Annotated in this window: 22 protein-coding genes and 1 tRNA gene; 10 read left to right on the top strand and 13 right to left on the bottom strand. The window is 47.7% G+C overall.

Annotated elements, in window-relative coordinates; genetic code table 11:
- Window positions 1-204 precede the first annotated feature (204 nt).
- Window positions 205-1,479, top strand: coding sequence for an alginate export family protein (locus tag D0C16_RS05060; protein WP_151031305.1), 1,275 nt, complete (start codon window positions 205-207; stop codon window positions 1,477-1,479).
- A 403-nt stretch (window positions 1,480-1,882) separates the two neighbouring features.
- Window positions 1,883-3,556 carry a glycosyl hydrolase family 18 protein gene (locus D0C16_RS05055; RefSeq protein WP_151031304.1) on the top strand — a complete coding sequence of 558 codons (1,674 nt, stop codon included), beginning with the start codon at window positions 1,883-1,885 and terminating at the stop codon, window positions 3,554-3,556.
- Window positions 3,557-3,650: 94 nt separating this feature from the next.
- Here D0C16_RS05055 and D0C16_RS05050 read toward each other — a convergent pair whose 3' ends face one another.
- Together D0C16_RS05050 and D0C16_RS05045 are read right to left on the bottom strand one after the other, a co-directional pair.
- On the bottom strand, window positions 3,651-4,892 hold the full coding sequence (locus D0C16_RS05050) for a DUF418 domain-containing protein (protein WP_151031303.1): 1,242 nt from the start codon (window positions 4,890-4,892) through the stop codon (window positions 3,651-3,653).
- 148 nt (window positions 4,893-5,040) lie between these two features.
- Window positions 5,041-5,850 carry an RluA family pseudouridine synthase gene (locus D0C16_RS05045; protein ID WP_151031302.1) on the bottom strand — a complete coding sequence of 270 codons (810 nt, stop codon included), beginning with the start codon at window positions 5,848-5,850 and terminating at the stop codon, window positions 5,041-5,043.
- 77 nt (window positions 5,851-5,927) lie between these two features.
- Between D0C16_RS05045 and D0C16_RS05040 the strand changes: the two genes are divergently transcribed.
- The 3 genes from D0C16_RS05040 (at window position 5,928) to D0C16_RS05030 (ending at window position 8,454) form a co-directional block, all read left to right on the top strand.
- Window positions 5,928-6,461, top strand: a complete 534-nt coding sequence (locus tag D0C16_RS05040) for a YaeQ family protein (RefSeq protein ID WP_151031301.1) — start codon at window positions 5,928-5,930, stop codon at window positions 6,459-6,461.
- A 5-nt stretch (window positions 6,462-6,466) separates the two neighbouring features.
- Window positions 6,467-7,348 (top strand): co-chaperone YbbN, encoded by an 882-nt coding sequence (locus D0C16_RS05035; protein WP_151031300.1) that lies wholly within the window; start codon window positions 6,467-6,469, stop codon window positions 7,346-7,348.
- 167 nt (window positions 7,349-7,515) lie between these two features.
- Entirely contained in the window at window positions 7,516-8,454 is a 939-nt protein-coding gene (locus D0C16_RS05030) for a DUF4380 domain-containing protein (RefSeq protein ID WP_151031299.1), read from the top strand.
- A gap of 40 nt (window positions 8,455-8,494) precedes the next feature.
- Here the strand turns inward: D0C16_RS05030 and ylqF are convergent, their stop codons facing one another.
- Entirely contained in the window at window positions 8,495-9,433 is a 939-nt protein-coding gene (ylqF, locus tag D0C16_RS05025) for a ribosome biogenesis GTPase YlqF (protein WP_151031298.1), read from the bottom strand.
- A 32-nt stretch (window positions 9,434-9,465) separates the two neighbouring features.
- Window positions 9,466-9,783 (bottom strand): hypothetical protein, encoded by a 318-nt coding sequence (locus D0C16_RS05020; protein ID WP_151031297.1) that lies wholly within the window; start codon window positions 9,781-9,783, stop codon window positions 9,466-9,468.
- Between the two features lie 150 nt (window positions 9,784-9,933).
- On the opposite strand from D0C16_RS05020, the gene D0C16_RS05015 reads away from it, so the two are divergent.
- Window positions 9,934-11,139: a sugar efflux transporter gene (locus tag D0C16_RS05015; RefSeq protein ID WP_151031296.1), complete on the top strand. Its 1,206-nt coding sequence runs from the start codon at window positions 9,934-9,936 to the stop codon at window positions 11,137-11,139.
- Between the two features lie 19 nt (window positions 11,140-11,158).
- Here the strand turns inward: D0C16_RS05015 and D0C16_RS05010 are convergent, their stop codons facing one another.
- The 3 genes from D0C16_RS05010 to D0C16_RS05000 are packed head-to-tail and all read right to left on the bottom strand — an operon-like array spanning window position 11,159 to window position 13,839.
- On the bottom strand, window positions 11,159-11,809 hold the full coding sequence (locus D0C16_RS05010) for a hypothetical protein (protein ID WP_151031295.1): 651 nt from the start codon (window positions 11,807-11,809) through the stop codon (window positions 11,159-11,161).
- Window positions 11,810-11,831: 22 nt separating this feature from the next.
- A complete protein-coding gene (locus D0C16_RS05005; RefSeq protein WP_151031294.1) occupies window positions 11,832-12,251 on the bottom strand; it encodes a DNA polymerase III subunit chi in 420 nt (139 codons plus the stop codon).
- Window positions 12,252-12,255: 4 nt separating this feature from the next.
- The gene (locus tag D0C16_RS05000) at window positions 12,256-13,839 is read right to left on the bottom strand and encodes a leucyl aminopeptidase (RefSeq protein ID WP_191968647.1); all 1,584 of its coding nucleotides are present in this window, start codon (window positions 13,837-13,839) and stop codon (window positions 12,256-12,258) included.
- A gap of 264 nt (window positions 13,840-14,103) precedes the next feature.
- On the opposite strand from D0C16_RS05000, the gene lptF reads away from it, so the two are divergent.
- Together lptF and lptG are read left to right on the top strand one after the other, a co-directional pair.
- Complete coding sequence (gene lptF / locus D0C16_RS04995; RefSeq protein ID WP_225318908.1) at window positions 14,104-15,210, top strand: LPS export ABC transporter permease LptF; 1,107 nt, start codon at window positions 14,104-14,106, stop codon at window positions 15,208-15,210.
- Window positions 15,203-16,261, top strand: a complete 1,059-nt coding sequence (gene lptG, locus D0C16_RS04990; RefSeq protein WP_151031293.1) for an LPS export ABC transporter permease LptG — start codon at window positions 15,203-15,205, stop codon at window positions 16,259-16,261. The genes lptF and lptG overlap by 8 nt, the downstream gene beginning before the upstream one ends.
- 14 nt (window positions 16,262-16,275) lie before the next feature.
- On the opposite strand, the gene D0C16_RS04985 is transcribed toward lptG, so the two are convergent.
- From D0C16_RS04985 to D0C16_RS04960, 6 genes are all read right to left on the bottom strand, one after another.
- Window positions 16,276-16,767 (bottom strand): RDD family protein, encoded by a 492-nt coding sequence (locus D0C16_RS04985; protein WP_151031292.1) that lies wholly within the window; start codon window positions 16,765-16,767, stop codon window positions 16,276-16,278.
- Between the two features lie 8 nt (window positions 16,768-16,775).
- Window positions 16,776-17,672 carry an adenylate/guanylate cyclase domain-containing protein gene (locus D0C16_RS04980; RefSeq protein ID WP_151031291.1) on the bottom strand — a complete coding sequence of 299 codons (897 nt, stop codon included), beginning with the start codon at window positions 17,670-17,672 and terminating at the stop codon, window positions 16,776-16,778.
- Window positions 17,673-17,818: 146 nt separating this feature from the next.
- Window positions 17,819-17,905, bottom strand: a tRNA-Leu gene (locus D0C16_RS04975).
- Window positions 17,906-18,098: 193 nt separating this feature from the next.
- Window positions 18,099-18,488 carry a VOC family protein gene (locus D0C16_RS04970; protein WP_151031290.1) on the bottom strand — a complete coding sequence of 130 codons (390 nt, stop codon included), beginning with the start codon at window positions 18,486-18,488 and terminating at the stop codon, window positions 18,099-18,101.
- Window positions 18,489-18,522: 34 nt separating this feature from the next.
- Window positions 18,523-19,413: an SAM-dependent methyltransferase gene (locus D0C16_RS04965; RefSeq protein WP_151031289.1), complete on the bottom strand. Its 891-nt coding sequence runs from the start codon at window positions 19,411-19,413 to the stop codon at window positions 18,523-18,525.
- Window positions 19,414-19,485: 72 nt separating this feature from the next.
- Window positions 19,486-20,523 (bottom strand): MerR family transcriptional regulator, encoded by a 1,038-nt coding sequence (locus D0C16_RS04960; protein ID WP_151031288.1) that lies wholly within the window; start codon window positions 20,521-20,523, stop codon window positions 19,486-19,488.
- A gap of 169 nt (window positions 20,524-20,692) precedes the next feature.
- Between D0C16_RS04960 and queA the strand changes: the two genes are divergently transcribed.
- Both queA and tgt read left to right on the top strand, forming a co-directional pair.
- Complete coding sequence (queA, locus tag D0C16_RS04955) at window positions 20,693-21,790, top strand: tRNA preQ1(34) S-adenosylmethionine ribosyltransferase-isomerase QueA (RefSeq protein WP_151031287.1); 1,098 nt, start codon at window positions 20,693-20,695, stop codon at window positions 21,788-21,790.
- 65 nt (window positions 21,791-21,855) lie between these two features.
- Complete coding sequence (gene tgt / locus D0C16_RS04950) at window positions 21,856-22,977, top strand: tRNA guanosine(34) transglycosylase Tgt (protein ID WP_151034809.1); 1,122 nt, start codon at window positions 21,856-21,858, stop codon at window positions 22,975-22,977.
- Window positions 22,978-23,073 lie beyond the last annotated feature (96 nt).

Here is a 23,073-nt window from a genome sequence, read left to right as displayed (position 1 = left end):
TGAATTATTCCTTAAAAAAAACCTGAAAAAAACGATTGGCATAAGCCTTGCTCAACTGGAATTAAGTCACACACCTGTTGTGCCAGTGATTTCAATAAATGTTTTTTTAGTGCATGACAAAACGTAGTTTCCAAGACCTGTTTACGTTGATGGTGTTGATGTTTAAACCACACACATTTATGCAAAAAAATTGGAGAAGGCTCTATGAAAAAAAATACACTTTATCTTTTTGTGGCTGCGGCGAGTTCGCTGGTGTGCGCGGCTCCAGGTGTTTCTGCAAAAACTTTTACTGAGTCTATGCAACAGGGTAGTGTGGTTAAAATAAATTTTCGTACTCGCTTTGAAGATGTGACAGAAGATTATTATGCGGTGGATCCAGTGACGAAAGTGCTGGGTAAAAAAGGCGAGAGAGAAGCGGATGCCTGGACTACTCGCTCACGCATTTCCTATCAGTCAGGCGCTTGGAATGGATTCGGTTTTACGGGTGAGATGGATAACATTAGTGAGATGACAAATGATGTTGACTATCGTACATCTGCGCATAGTTCAGATCCGTTGAATGGACAAAGCAAAACTGTTGCTGTAATTGCAGACCCTGTTGGTACTGAGGTTAATCAAGCGTTTATTTCCTACACCAATTTCAACAATCAGGTGAAATACGGTCGTCAACGTTTAGTGCTGGATAACTCACGTTTTATCGGCAACGTAGGTTGGAGACAGAACGAACAAACGTATGATGGTCTATCTTGGACCAATAAAACAATTCGCTACACCAATTTTACCTACGCGTACATCAAGAATGTAAATCGCGTGTTTGGTGAAGATAATCCCGCGTTAGGCGATTTGCATATGGATAGCCATGTACTCAACGCCAGTTACACTGGATTAGATGCCGGTAAACTGATTGGTTATGCTTATTTGCTGGATGTGAATGACCCAATTGCACAACTTGGTTTAACGAGTGATACCTTTGGTGTTCGTTGGCAAGGAACCGTAGGTGAGTCCTTTTTGTATAACCTTGAATATGCAAAGCAGCAAGACGCTGGCGCTGCGAAAATGTTTGAAGCAGATTACACCTTGGCTGAGGCAACGTATAACGTAAGTCGTTTCAGTTTTACCTTGGGTTATGAATTGTTGGGGTCCGATGATGGCAAATATGGTTTTGCTACACCACTGGCAACACTGCATGCGTTTCAAGGTTGGGCGGATAAATTTCTGGCAACACCTGCTGCTGGTTTGGAAGATACTTATTTGAACGTGGGTGTTACCGTGGCAGGTGCGCAAGCAGTTGTGAGCTACCACAAGTATGATTCTGATGCGGGCAGTATCGATTTCGGTGACGAAATAGATTTAAGTCTGAGCAAAAAGTTTGGTGCAGTGGTGTGGACTGCAAAATATGCCCAATACTCAATGGGCGATACTAATGCCAGCTTCACGGATACTACGAAATTTTGGTTAATGGCTGATTGGAACTTCTAATAAGAATATTAGATATCCATGTGGCTCTTTAGAAAAAGCGCCAAGGCAACACTGTAAAAAAGAATGGTTGTAAGAAGGAGGCAGTAACATATTGGGTTTCGATATTGAACTTCAATAATGTTAGCTGCTTCCTTTTTCTTCGGATTATTGCTTGCAATGCATAAAAGATATACATATGCTCTGCGCCAGTGTTTGTCCTGATGTATGTTTGTCCTCCCGCCTGTACCAGATACCCCTGTGCTAGTCGTTGTATTGATGTAACGGGTTTTTTGTACCTGCAAATGACAACGTTGACAATCGCAACCAGGTGAATGTTGCAATTAGCCAGCGACGGTGAGAGAGCCAGCTGTATTCGCCTGTTCAACTTCCAAAACCAACGATAATGAAAGGATAGGTAACTTTGATGAAGAAAATAATCCCACTGGGGGCGCTGCTTGGCGTTTCCCTGTTATCAACAGAAGCATTCGCTGTAAATTGCACTGGCTTACCGCAATGGAATAGCGCCAGTACTTACACTCAGGGAAATAAAGTTCAGCATTTGAATCGCGGTTATACCGCGAATTACTGGACTCAAGGCAACAACCCGACAACATCCTCCGGTCAGTGGCAACATTGGACCGACAATGGGGCCTGTGATGGTACTACTTCCAGCGTGGCGCCCAGCTCAGTAGCGCCGAGTTCTGTTCCATCCAGTGCGCGTTCATCCGTTCCAAGCTCGGTGGCTCCGAGTAGTGCGCCAACAACCAGTGCTGCGTCATCTGTAAAATCAAGCGTCGGTAGTTGTCCAGTCTATGTCGCAGGAACCAGCTACAGTCAGGGTGCGGTCGTCACTAACGCTGGCGGTGTTTATACCTGTCAGGTTCCGGGTTGGTGTTCATCAACCGCTACCTGGGCTTACGCACCCGGTACTGGTACCTATTGGCAACAAGCCTGGGCTGCGGGTGGTAGTTGTCCGGGTGTGAGTTCATCCAGTGTTGCAACGTCACGCTCCAGCTCTTCTGTAATAAGCAGTGTTGCGCCGAGTTCTGTCGCCTCTTCGTCGCGCTCCAGTGTTTCTTCAGTAATTAGTTCAAGTGTGAGCTCAGTAACGCCACCGACCGGAAAAGAGTTGGTTGGTTATTGGGAAAACTGGCATTGGCCATTAGAGGAAATGACCTCAATTCCTAATTACACAGTGCTGAATATTTCTTTCCCAAAAATTAATACTGATGGCTCACTCTTCCTGAGTAATGACGGTGGCTATCAAAACAATCCCACCGCACAACAAATTGCTGCCGCTAAAGCACAAGGCAAGAAAGTGTTGTTGTCGATTGGCGGAGCTAACGCGACTTTCGTATTGAATAACCAAACGCAAGAAGATAATTTCGTAAATTCTTTCATTGCGATTAAAGATCAGTATGGTTTGGACGGTATCGATATTGATACTGAAAAAGGTTTGCATACCAATCCCAATGCGCAAATTAATCTGACTAGCCCGCAATACTCTGCAGATTATCTGGCGCGCGCGATCAAGCGGTTGAAGGCGCGTTATGGCGCAAGCTTCCTGCTGACTATGGCTCCGGAAACTGCACATACCATTGGTGCAAACCTGCCCGGTAACTGGTTGGGTCAATACAACTGGGGGGTGTACTTGCCATTGATGAATGCGCTTCGTGATGATATTAGCTGGATTCAGATGCAGTACTACAATACAGGTTCAATGCCGGGTAAAAATGGCCAGTTCTACAACTCTGCCACGCAAGATGGTTTGGTTGCCTGGACCGAGGCGTTAATCGAAGGCTTTCAGATTGGCAGTACCGGTGTGAACTATCTTGGTTTGCCTGCCAGCAAAATCATCATTGGTTTGCCTGCCTCTACCGCGCCAACAGCAGCCGGCAGCGGTTATACCAATCCAACAGTTGTGAAAGCGGCAATGCGCTGCTTGCGCTCTGGCGATTGTGGTACCGGTTATAAGCCGGCAAAAACATATCCGGATTTGCGCGGCATTATGGCTTGGTCTACCTGGGAAGATAACGTCACTGGTTATGCGTTCTCCAATGCGGTTAAAGCCTGTGCGTTGAATAACCAGTGTAATTAATTGGCTGTTTAATTTTACGGTTGTTTAAAAAATCCCTGTCGATTATATCGGCGGGGATTTTTATTTGGGCGTGGTATTATTGTGCTTATTGTGCTTATTGTGTGTTTAGTTCAGGCAAGGACGGTTTTCTCAATGGCTTCCATGTAAGATCTGTAGCTGAGCGCCATAACCATTCCACTGGGCCATAATTAAAGTATTTTAACCACCAGCGACAGATAAAAATTTGTATTCCGAAAATTGCTATACAGAGCAGCGCGTTTTGGCCTGGACTGGTTAGGGTAAAGAGCCCGAACCCAATATTAAAAAACAGAAATACGCCGATAATTGATTGACTCAAATACGTCGTTAAGGCCATTTTTCCTACGCTAGCCAATGGCTTTAGTCGTGCTTCCCATTTAGGTTTTAGCATTAATAAGCTGATGCCGGTGATATAAATTAGCGTTAGGCTGGTGTTAAAAAACTCCAGGATAAATCCACCTGCCCAACCCGCGAATGGGGCGTTCTGAAAATCAATCTTCAGGATGAAGCTGCTCGCACCCAGGATTACTCCTGCGAGCAAGGCAATTACTAATACCCAACCACTTCTTTTTAACACCAGTTTAAAAAAAATGCGGTGTTGCTCAAGGTGAGAGAACCAATGCATGCGCCCGGCAAGCATGCCTATCAAAAAGAAACCAAAGGTGATAAAGCCGCGCCCACTGTTGATTTGGTAATTCAATTTCTCCGAAGCGGCGCTGATATTATGCTGAACCATTTGAGCGAAATTGCCCTGGCTGATAATTTCGTAATAGGCTGCACCGGCTGCTTTGGGGTCTTCCTGAATCAATTGCAATTGGTCGCGCACGAGTATTGAAACAAACTCTGCGAATTTGGTGGGAATGTTTAATACCAGTAGCGAACCCACTATTAACAACGTTTTATTGTTCAGATTACGAAAAAATAACAGCAGAAACCCGAGTGGGACATAAATGGTTAAAATATCCGCCCGCCAGAAAATGTGATGCAAAATGCCGATAGCGCCGAGTATCGCTAAACGCCAACCAAAGCGCATAAAGATCGGTTGGTGACGCTGCACCAGTTTGTCGATCTGGATGTAGAAGCTAAGGCCAAATAAAAATGAAAATATCGAAAAAAACTTGCTGATGATAAAAATCATGTAGATGCCCATGGCTATACCGCTGCCAGGGTCCTTGTAAAGTTGGTAGGTTGCCTCTGGCAATGGGCCGCCTGCATACCAGAAAATCATATGGGCATAGAGAATGCCAAAGAGCGCAAAACCTCTCAGTACGTCGAGCGTAACTATTCGTTCAGCATTCGGGTTAAACGGCAGGCTCATAAAAATAGTCCTTTTTGTAAATGTAAGACGGGTAAATGTGATTCAGGTAGGCGCGATACTGGAATGATGCAAAATATCGATAATTTGGACGCGTCTACGCCGCGATTGGATTCACCGCACCTTATCTTTTTTGACGAATCAGGTCTTGTTACAAATGTAAGTCTTTGGGAAGCTCCAGGTGAATAGGTTTGTTGCTAACAGGACAGCGGAACTCCAGTTTGTAGGCGAGAAGTTGCAGTGGAAGTTTACTGGCGCTGCCGTAAAGTCGATCACCGACAATAGCATGGCCTATCCCGGAAAGATGACGGCGTATCTGATGTTTGCGCCCTGTCTCAATTAACACTTCCACCAAGCTGGATGTTTTACCATCGTTAATTTTAAGGGTATTGATGATGCTGATGGAGTCTTTGCCGTCAAGCGGTTGGTCTATACGCAATTCTGTTGCATTCAGTGCGCCAGTCACATTTGCGAGATAATATTTTTTCAAATCGCGTGATTGAAAGAGTTGTGAGAGCAGGGCGGCAGCCTTTGAATCGTGCGCAATCATCATTAGGCCGGCCGCATCCGCATCCAGTCGATGAACCAGAAAGCATTCGCGTTTGTGTTCGACTTCCACCCACCGCAGCAGGCTGCAGTGGTCACCCCACTGAGAGCCCTGGGCCAACATGCCATGGGGCTTATACCAAACACTGTAGCGCCCCTGGTCGAGCATTAGTTGTCCTGCGGCTGGTGTTCGTGAAAGAACCTGGTCATCGTAATAGAGCTGTATGCGGATACCAGCGGGCAAATCCTTGCTGGCACGGCGCAGGCGCAGTTGTTTACCTTTTAGAGTCCACCAGCAGGCGCCCTTGTTCATTGCATCTTTGATGCGCGCTTTTGGAAGTCCGGTTTTTTCAGCGAGAAAATCCACAGCGGTTTGCGTGGAAGTAGTGGTGGTAAAATCAAAAGTGCTTGCCATTTTGGTAAACTGCGATCCTGGTTGGATGGCCGGATAGAGTGGCCGAATTGAATATCTACTATTGATGCGAGGCATTTGTGGCCGAAAAAGCGACAATTTATAAAGCGAACCTGACCCTGTCGGATATGGATCGCAATGTGTATGGCGATTTTAATCTGACTATCGCCCTGCATCCTTCCGAAACTGTCGAGCGCATGATGGTGCGTATTCTAGCCTTTTGTTACCGCGCGGCGGAAAATTTAACTTTTACCAAAGGGCTTTCGTCGACGGAAGAGCCGGATCTGTGGTTAAAACACGATAATGGGACTTTGCTGGAGTGGATAGAGGTTGGGCAGCCAGCGCCGGATCGCTTGAAAAAGGCATCGGGTCAATCGCAAGCAGTAAAGGTATTTAGTTATGGTCGTGGTATGGACGTCTGGTGGAAGACCAATGCCGCCGCTATTCGCGCCTTGCCCAAGGTGGAGATACATTGTTTCGCCGCCGATGAGTTACAGCAGTTAGTTACCCTCGCTGATAAAACCATGAACCTTACCGTCACTATTACCGAAACCATTGCCTATATTTCTTCCGCAACTGAAAGTCTCACCATTCATTTGCGCGAGATGGAGTAATCACGATGTTAGACGCAGTAAATAGCACGCAAACCGCTATTGTTGATATCACCCTGGAAAATGCCCAGCAGTATTTAATTGACGAATCTTTCAAGCGGCCGGTTGTGATTGATTTTTGGGCTGACTGGTGCGCGCCCTGCAAAAATTTAATGCCAATATTGGAAAAGCTTGCCAATGAATACGCGGGTGCATTTTTATTGGCGAAAGTGAATGCGGACGCCCCCCAAACTCAAATGATTGGTGCGCAATTTGGGGTGCGTAGTTTGCCAACAGTTATGATTATGCAAAATGGCCAGCCCGTAGATGGCTTTGCAGGTGCATTGCCCGAAGTGCAAGTGCGTGAAGTACTGGCCAAATATTTACCCAAGCCATGGGAAGCGGCGCTTACTCAGGCGCAGGCGCTGATGGCAGAAAATAATTTTGCTGATGCACTACCGTTATTGCGTCAGGCGTATGAGATCTCCGGGCAATTGGCCGCGATTAATTTATTAATGGCGCAGTGCTATCTGGAATTAAATCGCGTAGATAATGCGGAAGCGATTTTGTCGACGATAAAGATGGCTGATCAGGATGCACTTTATGAGCAATTGCAATCGCGCATCGCACTGATGAAGCAAGCAGCGAAAACCCCCGAGCTCGCTGCACTGGAAACAGCGCATTTAGCAGCACCGGATGATTTACAAATCCGTTTTGAGTTGGCATTGCAATACCATCAGGAAGCTCAGCATCGCCCGGCGTTGGAGCATCTCTTACATGTGTTGCGCAAAGACCGTAACTTCGCTGATGGTGAGGTGCGCAAATCGTTTAATGGCATCCTCACTGCACTGGGCAAGGGCGATGCATTGGCAATTGAGTTTCAGCGCAAGTTATTTACGTTGCTTTACTAGGTTTTACCCCTTGGTAAATGGTCGATGCAACTAAAAGCCGTTACACTGCCGAGGTGTGTAAATATAACGGGTTAGCTGTTGCCAGCGAGTTCGTTGTAATCGGTTGCCTGTAGGGCAAGTCAGTTTTCCTGGTGGTTATCGCCAGTGCCAGAGGGCCAAGATCCACAATGTTGAAATGCTATTCCCTGATTGCACTCCTGAGTCTGTGTACGGCGCTCATGGGGTGTAACAAAGACAATCAGGATCTGTCCGAGCTTCCTGCGTTTTGTAAGCAGGAAAAAGGTAAGTTGTATCTCAAGCAAGGTGCTTTGCGTATGGAGATCATGCCAGACGTGGCTGGTCGGGTCTCCTCTTTGAAATACGAGGGGCATGAACTGTTAGTGCCTATTGTTGATTTTGATAAAAATACCGATTGGGGCACCGTACTCTGGTCTAGTCCGCAGGCTGAATGGCAGTGGCCCCCAATTGATGTACTGGACAGCAAACCCTATAAACTGAGTGTGAAAGGTGATCGGGTTACCCTCACTAGTGAGATTGACCCCAAGACTGGTTATCAATTCAGCAAAACCTATATGCCTGCCGGCGATGATCGGGTGGCGGTTACCTATAGAATTTTCAATCATTCCAAACACGAGAAAAGTGTTGCTCCTCTAGAGGTGACACGCTTGCCATCGTCCGGGACTTTGTTTTATCCGCGTGGTGATACCGACCCCATTAGTGGCATTTTTTACCCGCTCGATGTTCAGGCGATTGACGAGTTGACCTGGTTTGATTACGACAAGAAAAAAATCCGCACCGATCACCATAAAATTATGCAGGACGGCAAAGAAGGTTGGGTTGCCTATGTCGACAAAGGCTACTTGTTGATGAAAGAGTTTGTCGATAATCCTCCCTCGGCGATTGCAGAAGGGGAGCGCGAGATAGAACTATTTGCCCATGTCGAACATGTTTTTATTGAAATGAAACAGCAGGGTGCGGCTGTGACCTTGAATACTGGGGAGCATTTGGAGTGGACGGTTATATGGCATGTGAAAAAATTGCCAGCAGAACTGGTGAATAACCCTGAACCCCATGCGCTGGCTAGTTACGCGCGCAGCCTTTTATAAATGCCTGTAACGTAAAATAGTGACAGAAAAATCGCCGCAATTAGCGGCGATTTTTTTTGGTTTTCAGTTTGCGAATTCGATCAGCTTCTTCTTTTTCCAGGCGCTTTTTCTCGTCATCTGCTTTGGCTTGAACGACCTCAGCTTCAGTCATTGCCGGCGTCTCCCAGCTGATTGGCCCCAGCAAGCCTGAGCGCAATTCGTTAATTAATAGTGATGAAACTTTCTGGATTTCTACTCCGCCACCTCTGCGCGTACATCCACGTTTAACGCCGATTGCATCCAGCAACTCTAAATCTGTCTCGGGCAGTTCGGTTAATCCGTAACGTGCTCTTAAGGCATCGGGATAGGCTTTTAATAAATATTCGGCGGCATAGAGGGCGATGTCGGCGTAATCAAACACCGTATCTTTTATAGCGCCGGTAATTGCCAACCGATAGCCGCACGAAGGTGGTGATAATTTTGGCCACAAAAACCCGGGGGTGTCGGTTAATAAAATACCGTTTTCCAATTTTATTTTTTGCTGCGCTTTTGTCACGCCGGCTTCATTCCCCGTTTTTGCAATCACACGGCCCGCGAGGGTATTGATAATGGTTGATTTGCCGACGTTGGGGATGCCCATAATCATGGCGCGTGCCGGGCGAACCTCTTTTTGTCTCGCACTTACCAAACTGGTGCACAGGTTGAGCAGATTGCGAATTTGCTCCGGGCGCTGCTGGCTCACGGGTAAGGCCTTAACGCCTTTTTCCGCTTCCATTTTTTCCACCCACAGGGCGGTAATTGCAGGGTCCGCCAAATCGGCCTTATTCAATAATTTAATCAGCGGTGTATCGCCTCGCAGGCTTGGAACCAACGGGTTTTCGCTAGAGAAGGGGACGCGTGCATCAATAACTTCAATCACCACATCCACGTGTGGCATAACTTCCGCAATTTCCTTGCGGGCTTTGTGCATATGGCCGGGAAACCAATTAATTGTGGACATGAATTACCTGAACAACAAAAGAGTAAATAGAATTAAAACGACTCGAGTTTTTCATTGGGGTCGAAGTGGTGGAGCAGTCGGCATTCATCTTCATTTTCATCGTCGCATATCACAACGCAAAAGGGGGCCAATTTTGGAGCGTATTCAGCGTCCGCGAATAAAGGCTGCTGGAGTTCCTGCCACAGCTGGGCGGGAAATTCGGTAAAAAAATTGAAGCTTAAAAAGAGTTTGCCTTTTTCTTCAATGGCGTCCACTTCGGGTGAGCGTACCGGCCTTACGCGGCGCAAAAACTCGGCGCGGTCAAACTCACGGGCAAATTTGGGTTGAATCTGGAAGCTGATGCAATACATGGCAAATCTCGCAGGTTTGCTGGGAATTCTGTGAATTATACGCAATAGCCGAGGTTAAGAATAATTAAACCTTGTACCGTCAATATAGAAAGAAACCGGTTTCGGCTATGATGCGCGCCTGATATTTCCCTAATTTAGACGGTCATTATTGTGTCTTCTCCACTCTTCAAGCCTTTGGCGCTGGGCATTTATGCGCTTTTTTTTACCGTTGGCTTGGTCGGGGCGCTGGTGCTGCCCACTTTCAGTTTATTTCTCGCAACGGAAATTCAAGTGCGCCCCCTAATGGTGGGAGGAGCCTTTGCTGGCCTGGCGTTGGCGAGCATTGCTTATAACCACTGGATTGGGCATTGGTCTGACCGGCTGGCAGACCGTCGTCCGTTGGTGGCGTTCTTCTGTTTATTGGGGAGTATTTCCTGCGTAATCTTTGCTCTTTCGCGTAATTATTGGCTGGTGGCTTTTACCGCGATTTTTTTATTGAGCCTTTCGATGGTTTCATTTTCCCAAATTATGGCCTACAGCCTGGATTATGCGGAGGCTGAAATTCCCACAGAACGTATTCCGCTTTTCAATGCCATTATGCGGGCACAAATTGCATTTGCCTGGGTTGCAGGGCCGCCAATGGGTTTTTTATTGGCCACTAACTTAGGCTTTGATGTGAGCTATGGTGTCGCGGCGGTTTTGTATATTTTGGTTGCGCTTGCCAGTTTCAAATTGTTACCGCGTTTACCGGCGAAGCAAAAACAGCTGGCTGAATCTGGCGAGAAGCCTTTTCTTGCACCTCTCGCTCCCTCAGTAAAACAATCATTGTGGATATGTGCAATTGGTTTTTCGTTACTCTGGGGCGTTAATAACGCCTACCTGATTAGTCTGCCAATTCACTTGAAGGACAATTTGCGCCTGGATGCACAATGGATGGGCTGGGTAATGGGAACCACAGCGGCTCTTGAAGTGCCTTTTATGTTATTGGCAGGGCATTACGCAAGCCGGTTTCGTTTAATTTCGCTGGTTCGTTGCGCGGGAATTGCTGCGTTGTTGTTGTATATCGGTGTGTATTTTGCGAATCAGCTGTGGCATTTGTTTGTGCTGCAAATTTGCAATGCCATTTTTATTGGTGTGTTGGCGGGGCTTGGAGTATCCGTCATTCAGGATTTAATGCCGGGTCGTTCTGGTGCTGCGTCCGGGCTGTATACCAACACTACTCATATTGGTAATTTGCTAAGTAGTTTAATGGTTGGGGTTGTGGCGGATTATTTTGGTTATCACCAGGTTTTCCTGGCCAATATCCTTTTGGTGTTTGTAGCAATTTGGGCCTTCGGTAAAGTGAAAACCTCGCGCGAGCTTGCGGTAGGCAATTAGTAGTTGCGCAAGTTGATTTTCAATCTTCTTCTTCGTTGAGTAGCTTTTCCAAATCATCAACGCTCATTGCAAACAGCCTATGCCGCAATTCGCGCTCGACCTGCGGCATCAGGCTTTTGAGTACATCATCAACGAGTTGTTGGCGCTGTTTGCCGGTTTTTGGGGTAATCGTCTTGGTTGCGCTGATTATTTTTTTCGCTGCTTCATATTCAAACAATGGTGGTGGATTATTCCCGTGCAGGCGCTCGCGAATATGCTGGGGAAGAAAGGGGTTTTCCCCAGTTGCTTTCACCGGTGTGCGCGCTGGATGGGAGTGAGCCGATGTCTGTATGTGTGATGCAAAGCCCTGCTTTTTAACGTTTGGGTCTGCGCTATCTGCAGTCGCGAGTGAGTCCTGTGTTTGCGAATGGTTGCTGTGCGAATGGTTGATGTGCAAGTGCGATGCGTGAGCCGCTTCATCAAATAGAGATCCCTGACCCGGCAACACTGACTCGTGTGTTGTGTAGGGGGAGGTCTGTTGTATGGTTGCTAGTGTTGCAGGATGGGCCGTTTCCTCAATGATCAGTTCGGCGTCCTGCAAAATCGGGATGTCATCTTCTTCTAATAAAAGTCCCTTGATGGATTCAAGTTCCTGCAAAATTTCGGCTTTGGTTTTATTCGTATTGGCCATGATATTTACAAGTATCCAGTTATCAGAGTTTGCGGGTTTCTATCGGGTATCCCCGGCTTTTATAAAAACTGTAGCGCTCGCGACTGGTCGCGAGCATTTGTGGCTCCTGAATAACGACTTCACTCACGCGTTCAAAGCGACTGAACGATGACGGTATTGTGTTGCTCAAGTTAAGCAATAATCCCTGATGATCGCCAGACTGCTCGTTGAAGGTTATTTCCACCGGTGCCGGTTTGCCACCATTGATCAGTTGATGAGGTACAAAACTTTCAGGCTTGAAAGTCCACAGAAGTTCATCCAGTTGCCGTGCGTCGGCTTCAGTATCCACCGCAATCAGTACGCGCATGCCCATGCGCTGTACTTTTTCTGCCAGCTTACACGCAAACAACCAGCGGGCTTCGCTGGTTGTTTCAGGCAATACGTAGAAATCAACTTTAGTCACGCCATCACGCCTGATTTAGAAGGTATTGAACCAGCAATGGAACAGGGCGACCAGTAGCCCCCTTGGCTCCTCCAGAGCGCCACGCGGTACCCGCGATGTCCAAGTGCGCCCAGGCGAATTTTTTAGTGAATCGCGACAGGAAGCAAGCAGCCGTTACACTTCCTGCTTCACGACCACCAATGTTGGCGATGTCTGCAAAATTACTGTCCAGTTGCTTTTGGTACTCGTCCCAGAGTGGCATTTGCCAAGCGCGATCAGCACTTTCTTCACCGGCTTTCAGAAGGGACTTTGCGAGATCATCATCATTGCTGAACAGGCCAGTGGCGTGGTTACCAAGGGCGATCACGCAGGCGCCGGTAAGGGTGGCGATGTCTACCACCGCTTTGGGTTTAAAACGTTCGGTATAGGTGAGGGCATCACACAGTACTAATCGGCCTTCGGCATCAGTATTCAAAATTTCAATGGTCAACCCGGACATGGAGGTCACGATGTCACCTGGTTTGGTCGCGGCTCCGCTCGGCATGTTTTCAGTCGTGGCGATAACGCCGACCACGTTAATGGGTAACTGGAGCTCAACAAGAGTCCGGAAGGTACCCAACACGCTGGCGGCACCGCACATGTCATATTTCATTTCATCCATAGCGGGGCCAGGCTTAAGGCTAATGCCGCCAGTATCAAAAGTGATGCCTTTGCCGACTAACGCTACGGGTGCATCTTTTTTGTTGCCCCCCTTGTACTCGAGCACAATGAGTTTGGCGGGTTGCTCGCTGCCGGCGGCAACAGATAAAAAAGAACCCATGCCCAACTCTTTCATCTGTTTTTCTTCAAGCACATTAACGTTGAGCTTGGCTCGGTCTTTGGCTAATTGTTTTGCTTGCTCGGCCAGATACGTTGGGGTGCAGATATTGCCCGGCAGGTCGCCCAGCTTGCGGGTTAAATTAATGCCTTGGGCAATGGCCAGGCCCAACGCCAAACCCTTGGTGGCTTTGGCAATCAGGTTCTTGGTGGTACCCACCTGTACTTTTTTCAATTGCAGACTGATTTCGGCGGGTTTGCTTTTCAGGTGATCAGCGCGATATTCCAATTGGCCCAGGCTTTCGGCGATTTGGCGTGCCTGCCAATCAGCTTCCTGACCAGTAACGCTCACGTCATCCAGGGCAACAGTGATTTCCGTGCAAGGTGTCGGTTTGAGCGATTCGCTAATTTTTTGCACGACGCGACGGAAGTTGTCGACGCTAACACTGCCATCTTTCTGGCTTCCGAAACCCAGTACCAGCAAGCGGTCCGCGGCGATGCCTTGCGGGTTCAGCAGCAGCAGGCTTTGCCCGGCTTTGCCCTGAAAGCCTTCGCGTTTTAATAGCGCAATTAGTTGGTGGGCATCTGCAGCGTCGACGCTGCTCGCTGCTGGCGATAATTTGAGCCCTTCGTAAACGCCAACCACCAAGCATTGTGTGGCGTACTTTACCGGATCAATCACTTTGGCTGAAAACTGGATTCCGGCGGTTTTGGGTGTGGGTGCATTTCTGCTGGTGGTTTTCTCAGCAGTTTTTTTGACAGCTTTTTTAGGGGAACTGGAAGCAGAGGTCATAGAGAATCCTTGAGGGTAGGGCAATCGGTAATTCGCTCAAGACAAATCGGGCGTTGTGCGTGATAATGCCATAATTTTTAGTGACTATGGCGGCGAAATTACGCTAAAAAGCGGAACCCCGTCGCTGAATGTAAGTCAGTAATGCCATTGTAGTTGATGATTCAGTTGCTATTGATCGTCATGCACAGAACCTGCTTTTTATTTGCACAATTTTAAAACAGCAAGGTTTAATCAATTTTTTAGTAAATATCAACCTGCAGGAATATGACGTTGATTATTTTTCGTTATCTCTCACGGGATTTGTTGCTCACCTGTTTTGCGGTGAGTGTGGTTCTATTGGTGATTTTTTTAACTCAGAATTTTAGCCGTTACCTCGATGATGCTGCCGAAGGAAAGTTAGCGGTTGATGTGCTTTTCAAAGTCGTCGCGTTTCGAATGCCGTACCTATTGGAGTTAATTCTCCCCTTGGGTTTTTATCTTGCGATATTGCTGGCGTACGGGCGCATGTATATTGAAAGTGAAATGGTAGTGCTGTCTGCTTGTGGAATGAGCCACTGGCAGTTACTGCGCTTAACGCTGGTTCCGGCAGCATTGGTGGCGGCAGTTGTGGCGGTATTTAGCTTTTGGTTAAGTCCTGCTGGAGCGCAGATGACCGAGCAGACATTAGCGGAGCAGCGCAACCGCAGTGAGTTTGAAAGTTTGCAGGAAGGGCGTTTTCAGGCGATAGGGCAGGGCAAGGTTATGACCTATGTTGAAAATGTCAGCGATGATAATCAGCGTTTGGATCAGGTTTTTGTCGCACAACGTGATTCGGACACTGCATCCTCTGTGGTGGTTGCCAAGACGGGTGAGCAGGCCTACATCAGCGATTATGGTCAGCGGTATTTGGTGTTGCATCAGGGCTATCGTTATGAAGGTCGCCCTGGAACACGCGAATTTAAAGTTACTCAATTCGATGAGTGGGGAAGGTACTTGCCTCCAACTACCAGTGTGGCGGAGTTTGAACGGGAGTCGGATGCAAAAACTACCGCGCAGCTATTGGGCGCTTCTGATGCAGATAGTCAGGCGACCTTGCAATGGCGCATCTCCATGCCGCTGATGGTATTTATTGCGACGTTGCTGGCGGTGCCGCTGAGTAAAACCAATCCTCGCCAGGGCCGCTATTTAAAAATGCTACCGGCTATTTTGATCTATGTGTTTTATCTGGCGTTTTTGATTAATGCGCGCGGTGCAATTGCAGAAGGTGATTTGTCTCCCGGTTTGGGTTTGTGGGTAGTGCATTTACCTTTTGCGGTGATCGCTTTGTTTATGTTGAATTGGCAGGCGTTAATGCAACTACGCAGTATGCCGGCGAAGGTGGCTCATGGATAAAATTACCCGTTATGTATCGCGCACCGTATTTACTGCCATCGCGTTAACACTGTTGGTATTTCTAGCCCTGGATTTTATTTTTGGCCTTATTAGTCAATTGGAAAAGGTCACGGAAAATTACACCGCATTTGAAGCTTTTAAATACATGGTTTTTACCATGCCGCGCCGCTTATATGATTACATTCCCTATTCCTGTTTGATTGGCTGTCTTGCTGGTTTGGGGTTGCTGGCTAGCAGTAGCGAACTCACTATTATTCGTGCTGCTGGTGTCTCGGTAAAGCGTATCGCCTGGATGGCGCTTCGCCCGGCTCTGGTATTTATTTTGATCGCGATGACAGTGGGTGAATTTGTCGCACCATACACTGAGCAAATGGCAGACAATCGGCGCAATTTCCTTCGGCATAATGCGATGCAAAAGGCGCCGCAAAATATGTGGAATCGCGAAGGTAGTGAATTTATGTATGTTAATGCGGTGTTGCCTAATGGTGTTGTCTATGGGTTAACGCGCTATCAGTTTAATGACCAACATCAATTGGAATCGGCGAGTTTTACCCGCCAGGCAACCTATCAGGATAATGTATGGCAAGAGGAAGATATTTCCATCACTTATTTGGCGGGAGATTCAATTCGTAATGAAGTTATCCCTTCGCGTCGATGGGAGACCAACCTGACGCCAAATTTATTTAATATTTTGGTGCTGGCGCCGGAAGATATTTCATTGCGCAACCTGCATTACTACATTGATTACCTAAACAAGCAAAACTTGACCTCCAGCAGTTATAGTCTCGCGTTTTGGCAAAAAACCTTGCAGCCTTTGGCTACCGCTGCTTTGGTGTTGGTGGCGATTTCGTTTATTTTTGGCCCCTTGCGTAGCGTGACTATGGGCCAAAGAATTTTTACGGGGGTCGTGTTTGGGATCGTCTTCTTATTGATGCAAAATCTATTGGGGCCGTCCAGTTTGGTGTTTGGGTTTCCTCCACTTATCGCGGTGATGATTCCTATAGTGCTTTGTGTGTCCTTGGGGATTTATTTGCTGAATCGAGCGCGCTAATGCGCGCTGCAAGATTATTTTTTGGTTTTTTCCTGCAGTAAAATCCGCGTTTTACTTAGCTTGTCGTGCAGTGTTTGACGCTCCGGATTCAGATATATCATCCAATAACCCATACCGAGTAACAGTAGCGAAAATGGTGCGTAGCAGCAACGAATAACGCATTGTGAATAGCTTGGTAATTGCATGCTGCTGGCATCATACATTTTCATTCGCCAGGTTTTCATGCCCAGTGTTTGGCCGGATTTTTTCCAGAAATAACAAAAGAAATAGCCGAGCGTAAGTATCCAGCCAATAAATACAATTATTCCGAATGCGCCCCAGCTAACTCGCTCACCGGTTGCGGGTACACCTTTAATTGCGATATTAATTCCGGTGGCGATAGCACCGTACAGAATGCTTATCGCTGCCAGCAACAGAGTGTCGTAAACCATGGCGGCAAAGCGGCGCATCAAGCTGGGTGTTGCGTATTGCGGGGTCGTTGGTTGAGCGGATGCTTTTTTGTTCATAGCAATAATCAGGCTTTAAAGCGAATAATGCAGCTGGATGCAGAGTCAATTTTTTGGCCTAGCGTAATTTGGCCTTTGCCCTGCAGAGGTAATTCTTCGCGGCGCAAATAAATCGGGTTTTGTTCTTCAAGGTACACATAAGTACCGTTGGTGGAATGGTCGATCAGTACATACTTACCGCGGCGAAATTCAATGTGGCAGTGCTCGCGTGATGCCAATTCGTTTTCAACAACCAGATGGGCTTTAACTGGATCGCGGCCAATGTGGTAAGGAGTTTGTTCTGGGAGCAAAAAAATATCGCGGTCGTTGAGGTTAAGGACTAACTGGAATTTATCAACAAAACTGGCCACATCGTGAATCGGCATCACCATGGTTGCGCGATTATCTTTACCGGAGCTTTCCCATTCCAGACGATAAATCAATGTATGTTCGGTTTCGCCCTTGATATTGATGCGGTCAAACATTTGGCAATCTTGCTTTAATGAGTTGCCGAGTGTGTCCACGATAGATTGCGTAATAACAATTTGATTGGCACGGGCAATGTGGGCAACGCAGGCCGCATCGTTAACCCGGTCCCCAAATACGTCGTTATGGGTAATCAACACATCCCCATAAGCTAGGCCAATTCTGATGCCTAAATCTTTTAGGTGAGGTTCCTTTATGCAGCGCTGCTGAATCGCTATGGCCGCTTCACAGGCCTGATAGCCCTCATTGAAGCGCGCCATAATTTCGTCGCCAATTGTTTTTACCACAGTGCCATCATTTACTATGGTAATCGCGGTCATAAAATGTACGGCTTCATCGATAATCGCTTTGGCTTGCTCATTCCCAACCCGCTTGTAAAGCGCCGAGCTGCCAGAAACATCGGCGAACATAATGGCTTGATGTTGGTTGTGTTGATTCATGCGATCCGTGACTTGATTAGTGGGCGGGATAGAGTGGTTATGATAAGCAGTTTGCGGTGCGTGGGCAAAAAATGATTGAGTAAAATATTTCCAGCTTAGCTGGGGCAATAAAAAAGGGCTTACATTGCTGTAAGCCCTTTCGGATTTGGTGCCAGTGGTCGGACTCGAACCGACACGCTTTTAAGGGCGCCGGATTTTGAATCCGGTGCGTCTACCAATTCCGCCACACTGGCGAGTGGTGCGCATTTTAATGATTTAGGCTTGGCTGTCAAACACTAATTTCGAAATTTCTTTAAATCTTTCAATAAGTAAGCAAGTTGGTCAAAAAGCGGTTTGCCAAAAGCCATAAATCCTGTGGGGGCTGTGTTTTTTAGTCAGCGTTGGCGCTGAGTGGGTGCTTGGCGTGAGGAGCAATCAAATGTCTGGTTATCGAATAGGTGCGGCAATATTCCATACATGGCCAGCGGGATCTATGATTCTGCCTACCCTGTCTCCCCAAAATTGATCTTCGGCGGGTAGAACGACTTTTGCGCCTAATGTTATTGCTCGATCCATGATTCCATCAACATCATCGTCATAGAGGTAGGTAACGACAGGTGAGCTGCCATCATCAAGTGGGGCTCGGCTGGCCAAGTGTGGGGATTCACTGTGCACCATGATCAGCGATTGATGCACCGCCAGTGTGGCATGAATAACGCTGCCGTCGTGGGCGTTGCGGCGTGATAGTTCAGTTGCGCCAAAGGCGTGGATGCAAAAGTTAAGCTCTGCTTCCGCGTCGCGACAGACAAGCATGGGAATAATCATTTTGGGTTTCACGTACGATTCCTTCAAATAGGCTAGTTTTTTCGGGTTATACGATGGCTTTATACAGTCGCGTTACATTCCCTACGCGCAACCCGTCTTCGCGCTGGATTAGATAGCGGTTATTGAGATATTCAGGTCCTATATCTTCGATAGAGGAAAATCCCGAGTTCATTAATTTTTGTGCAAGTGTTTGTGGATCAAAAAAACTTTTTAGTGGTTCGCCTTGTTTTGCGAGCTGGGCGGAGAGCAATTTCAATGCAAGCTGCTCCATTTCATTCAGCCTTTCTGGCGTAACAATATAATCGAATACCAGGGTAGAACCCCGTGCACAAGACGCGATTAATTTTAAGATGTTATTGATCGTGGGTTCATCCAGATAGGGTGCTACCCCCAGCCAGGAAAAGAAGGTCTTTTGGGCTTTATTAAAGCCTGCCGCCAACAATCTATCTTCCAGTGTATTTTCTTCAAAGTTACAGGCTACGTAGCGAGTGGGGCAGTTGGGATTAATTTCCAGTTGCTCTAGTCTGACAAGTTTTGCTGCTTGTGTTGCGGGTAGGTCAACTTCATAAACATACTCGTGTTGATGTTTGCTGCGATAAGCGTAAGTATCCAGCCCGGCGCCAAGAATGACGTACTGAGCTGCGCCTGCTAGTAAGGATTTTTCTCGCTCGTCTTCGGTAAGGCGGCTGCGCACTGCGATAGCAACGCGCATGGCTGTAGTAAGTGGATCTTTATGCGAGTCCTGCTTTTTAACTAATTCGGCTTTTGCGGTGGCGAGGATAGGTAGCGCTAGCGGATCATAAAAAATAGGCGGCTGCTCTAGCAACTGATGTGCCGCCCGCCAAACGGCAACTGCGTGACAACTGGGATTGGGTGTATCCAATTGTTCGTCGGTGCAAAACTGCTGTTGCATAACCGTGGAAATAGTTTCGTACATAAGGTTTCCTACAGGTGAGGTGGGTGGAATTCAATCGCTGCGGCCACCTTAAAACCTTACGTTACGTTAGGTTCAAGCGTTTATTGATAGGTTATCTATTGCTTGGCGAATAAATTGGAAGAGTGTCTGATCAAGTCCGGTACCTTGGATCAGCAGTGGCTCACGCTCATAAGCCTGGCGCAATCGTTCGGTGATATCGGGATCGCCGCCGGTAACAGATCTTTCGTAGAGTGTTTTCCATTGGCGAGCGAGCGGTTCGACTTCGGCGCTTGTTGCGTTAGTGCCATTGTTCATTTTTTTGCGTAGGGCCTCAATTAACGGTGGCCAGGCATCCTGATGTTGTTGGCGATTTTTATCTAGCTGCTGCATTTGTTCTGGCGAAAGATATTGCGTAAAAATATGGCGATGTAATTGGCCCATGGCTTTCAACAAGTATTCCGTCATCTGGGGGGTAATACCTCGTTGTCCTTGGATTTCTATTTCGTTGCGCGACATTGCGTAAACTTTTAGCAGCAGGTTGGGGTTATGTCCTGTTAGCCGCTCCAGCATTTCCGTCCAGCGAATAATAAAAGCGCGCACTTGCTCGTCGTCGGGTGATATTTTTTGGATCACAAAGTGTTGCAATTGCTTAACCATGTCGGGCCAATCCTGTTCCAACTCCTGTTTGGCTGCTATTGCATAGCTGTTGATTGCTTCAATTTCATCCGATGTTAAATATTTTTCATAAATATTCATAAGTGCAAGGGTGTCGAGCCAGCTAGCAGTGTCGGGCTCATGGTTCGCCTGTAGATTGCGCTGCAGCGCCTGGAGTTTGTTTTTGAGTTGTGTTGCTTGCTCTATTTCTAGATCAAGGTTTGCAATTTGCTGCGCGATGATCTCGGGCAATAGTCGTTGGTCATTTTGCAGTAGCTCACTAATTTGGTGTAACGAAATACCCAGCTGTTTGAGCGCTTGTATTCGGTGTAGGCGTGCAATATCTGCGGTGTTGTATAGGCGGTGCCCGGCCTCGGTGCGCACGGAAGGTGACAGCAAGCCAATGTCATCGTAGTGATGAAGCGTTCGCACACTTAAACAAACTTTTTTGGCCAATTGGCCGACTTTTAGCAACACACTCGCTCCCCATCGCTTAGCGCTCGTGAATACACAAATGCCAACAGGATAGATTAAGCGTTTTGGTCAGGCCAGATGGTTATCGCCATACATCATTTTGCAACTCCCCTAAATTGAGTTAACCTGCCGACCTTTTTTACGCCAACCCCCATCAAGTTGCCTATTTGTTATGCGTCGCCAGGATTTCCACTACCAATTACCCGATGAACTTATTGCGCGTGTTCCCGCTGCCCACCGGCGGGGTAGTCGGTTATTGCAGTTGGATGGTGTGACGGGGCAGTTAACCCACAGCCAATTCCCGGATTTGCTTGGTCTGATCGAACCGGGTGATTTAATGGTGTTTAACAATACCCGTGTGATACCCGCGCGCCTGTTTGGCCAAAAAACGTCAGGTGGGCAGGTGGAAATACTGGTAGAGCGGGTGCTGGATAACCGGCGTGTACTGGCTCATACCCGCGCCAGTAAAGCGCCGAAGATTGACTCTATCGTTAATCTGCAAGACGGTACTAAAGTGCGTTTGATCGCTCGCCATGATGCGTTGTTTGAGTGGGAATTCCTCGGCGATGATCCGGTGCTGACCGTGTTGGACCGAATTGGCCACATGCCGCTGCCTCCTTATATAGACAGAGACGATGCTGCCGCCGATCGCGAGCGCTACCAAACTGTGTACGGTGAAAAGCAGGGGGCTGTGGCAGCGCCTACTGCCGGGTTGCACTTTGATGAGCAGATGCTGGAAGATCTGAGAGTTAAAGGTGTGCAGGTGGCATTTGTGACCCTCCATGTGGGTGCGGGTACTTTTCAAAACATGCGCGTGGATAATATTGCCGAGCACCAAATGCATTCGGAAATCATGGATGTATCAGAAGAAGTGTGTGAATTGGTACGTGCAACCAAGGCGGCGGGCAAGCGTGTGATCGCCGTTGGTACAACGAGTGTGCGCAGCCTGGAATCTGCTGCTCAGGGCTACGCAAACCCAAGTCAACGCGGGGCAATTCATCCTTATCAGGGTGAGACAAATATCTTCATTTACCCCGGGTACGAATTTCAGGTGGTAGATGCCCTGGTAACCAATTTCCATTTGCCCGAATCCACCTTGATTATGTTGGTGTCGGCCTTTGCCGGTTTTCGTTTTACCATGAATGCCTATCAGGAGGCGGTTGCCCGACAATACCGCTTTTTCAGTTATGGCGACGCCATGTTTATTACCCGCAATCCTGTCGCTGCTTTGCAAAAAGTTGGCGCTACGCAATCAGAGAATGAATCGTGACTGATCTCGACCCAAATCAGGCTGGCCCTGATGTAAACAGTGCTGATGCAACTGGTCAGTGTTTTATGCAATTTGAGCTGGATGGTCAAATCGGGCGTGCTCGGCGCGGCCGGCTGAAGTTCCCCCGTGGTACGGTGGAGACTCCTGCATTTATGCCAGTGGGAACTTACGGGACGGTAAAAGGCCTGACCCCGCGTGATGTGGAAGATATAGGCGCGCAGATTATTCTCGGTAATACCTTTCATCTAATGTTGCGTCCCGGCACCGAGGTGGTGAAAGCCCACGGTGATCTTCATGACTTTATGCAATGGAAAGGGCCAATTTTGACGGACTCAGGTGGCTTTCAGGTGTTTAGCCTGGGTAAGTTGCGCAAAATTACGGAAGAGGGCGTTACTTTCAAATCGCCGATTAATGGTAGCAAGGTGTTTCTCGACCCTGAAACCTCGATGCAGGTGCAGCGCGATCTGGGCTCAGACATTGTAATGATTTTCGATGAGTGCACACCTTATCCAGCGAGCATCCATGAGGCCCGCGACTCAATGGAGTTATCCTTGCGCTGGGCTAAACGCTCCAAGGCTGCTCATGGCGATAATCCTTCTGCGTTGTTTGGGATTGTGCAGGGTGGCATGTATGACAATCTGCGCGGTGAGTCCTTGCGCGGCCTGACTGAAATTGGTTTTGATGGCTATGCGATCGGGGGGTTGTCGGTCGGTGAGCCGAAAGAGGATATGTTACGCATTTTGGAAAATCTGACCCCGCAAATGCCTAAATATAAGCCGCGCTATTTAATGGGTGTGGGTAAGCCGGGTGATATAGTGGAGGCGGTGCGTCGCGGTGTGGATATGTTTGACTGCGTAATGCCAACGCGCAATGCGCGCAATGGTCATCTGTTTACCAGCGAAGGTGTTGTTAAGCTGCGCAATGCCAAATACCGTGACGATACTGGCCCGCTTGATTCGTTATGTGATTGTTATACCTGCAAAAACTTCTCCCGTTCCTATCTGCATCACTTAGATAAATGCAATGAAATGCTGGGTGCGACCCTGAATACCATTCATAACTTGCGCTATTACCAGCGCATCATGGCTGATATGCGTAAGGCGCTCAGTGAAAACACCTTTGATGAGTTTTTGAACGAGTTTTATGGTCGTCAAGGGCTCGAAGTTCCACCGGCACCACCACAATGAGTGTTTCACCGTTGTTGCCGGTGAATTAAAGGGTATAATCCGGCGCCCTTGACCATACCGCAGCCAGGGTAACGGCTGTGCGCAAGTAAATTAGAA

It is taken from the genome of Cellvibrio sp. KY-GH-1, assembly GCF_008806975.1.
GTDB lineage: Bacteria > Pseudomonadota > Gammaproteobacteria > Pseudomonadales > Cellvibrionaceae > Cellvibrio.
Note: the sequence above shows the minus strand (reverse complement) of the source record. Positions and strands in the feature narration are given on the sequence as shown.

What these genes read in the sequence shown, in the direction of transcription:
- D0C16_RS05060 (WP_151031305.1), top strand. Translation starts at nt 205, where the DNA reads ATGAAAAAAAATACACTTTATCTTTTTGTGGCTGCGGCGAGTTCGCTG.
- D0C16_RS05055 (WP_151031304.1), top strand. Translation starts at nt 1,883, where the DNA reads ATGAAGAAAATAATCCCACTGGGGGCGCTGCTTGGCGTTTCCCTGTTA.
- D0C16_RS05050 (WP_151031303.1), bottom strand. Translation starts at nt 4,892, where the DNA reads ATGAGCCTGCCGTTTAACCCGAATGCTGAACGAATAGTTACGCTCGAC.
- D0C16_RS05045 (WP_151031302.1), bottom strand. Translation starts at nt 5,850, where the DNA reads ATGGCAAGCACTTTTGATTTTACCACCACTACTTCCACGCAAACCGCT.
- D0C16_RS05035 (WP_151031300.1), top strand. Translation starts at nt 6,467, where the DNA reads ATGTTAGACGCAGTAAATAGCACGCAAACCGCTATTGTTGATATCACC.
- D0C16_RS05030 (WP_151031299.1), top strand. Translation starts at nt 7,516, where the DNA reads ATGTTGAAATGCTATTCCCTGATTGCACTCCTGAGTCTGTGTACGGCG.
- ylqF (WP_151031298.1), bottom strand. Translation starts at nt 9,433, where the DNA reads ATGTCCACAATTAATTGGTTTCCCGGCCATATGCACAAAGCCCGCAAG.
- D0C16_RS05020 (WP_151031297.1), bottom strand. Translation starts at nt 9,783, where the DNA reads ATGTATTGCATCAGCTTCCAGATTCAACCCAAATTTGCCCGTGAGTTT.
- D0C16_RS05010 (WP_151031295.1), bottom strand. Translation starts at nt 11,809, where the DNA reads ATGGCCAATACGAATAAAACCAAAGCCGAAATTTTGCAGGAACTTGAA.
- D0C16_RS05000 (WP_191968647.1), bottom strand. Translation starts at nt 13,839, where the DNA reads ATGACCTCTGCTTCCAGTTCCCCTAAAAAAGCTGTCAAAAAAACTGCT.
- lptF (WP_225318908.1), top strand. Translation starts at nt 14,104, where the DNA reads ATGACGTTGATTATTTTTCGTTATCTCTCACGGGATTTGTTGCTCACC.
- lptG (WP_151031293.1), top strand. Translation starts at nt 15,203, where the DNA reads ATGGATAAAATTACCCGTTATGTATCGCGCACCGTATTTACTGCCATC.
- D0C16_RS04985 (WP_151031292.1), bottom strand. Translation starts at nt 16,767, where the DNA reads ATGAACAAAAAAGCATCCGCTCAACCAACGACCCCGCAATACGCAACA.
- D0C16_RS04980 (WP_151031291.1), bottom strand. Translation starts at nt 17,672, where the DNA reads ATGAATCAACACAACCAACATCAAGCCATTATGTTCGCCGATGTTTCT.
- D0C16_RS04965 (WP_151031289.1), bottom strand. Translation starts at nt 19,413, where the DNA reads ATGTACGAAACTATTTCCACGGTTATGCAACAGCAGTTTTGCACCGAC.
- queA (WP_151031287.1), top strand. Translation starts at nt 20,693, where the DNA reads ATGCGTCGCCAGGATTTCCACTACCAATTACCCGATGAACTTATTGCG.
- tgt (WP_151034809.1), top strand. Translation starts at nt 21,856, where the DNA reads ATGCAATTTGAGCTGGATGGTCAAATCGGGCGTGCTCGGCGCGGCCGG.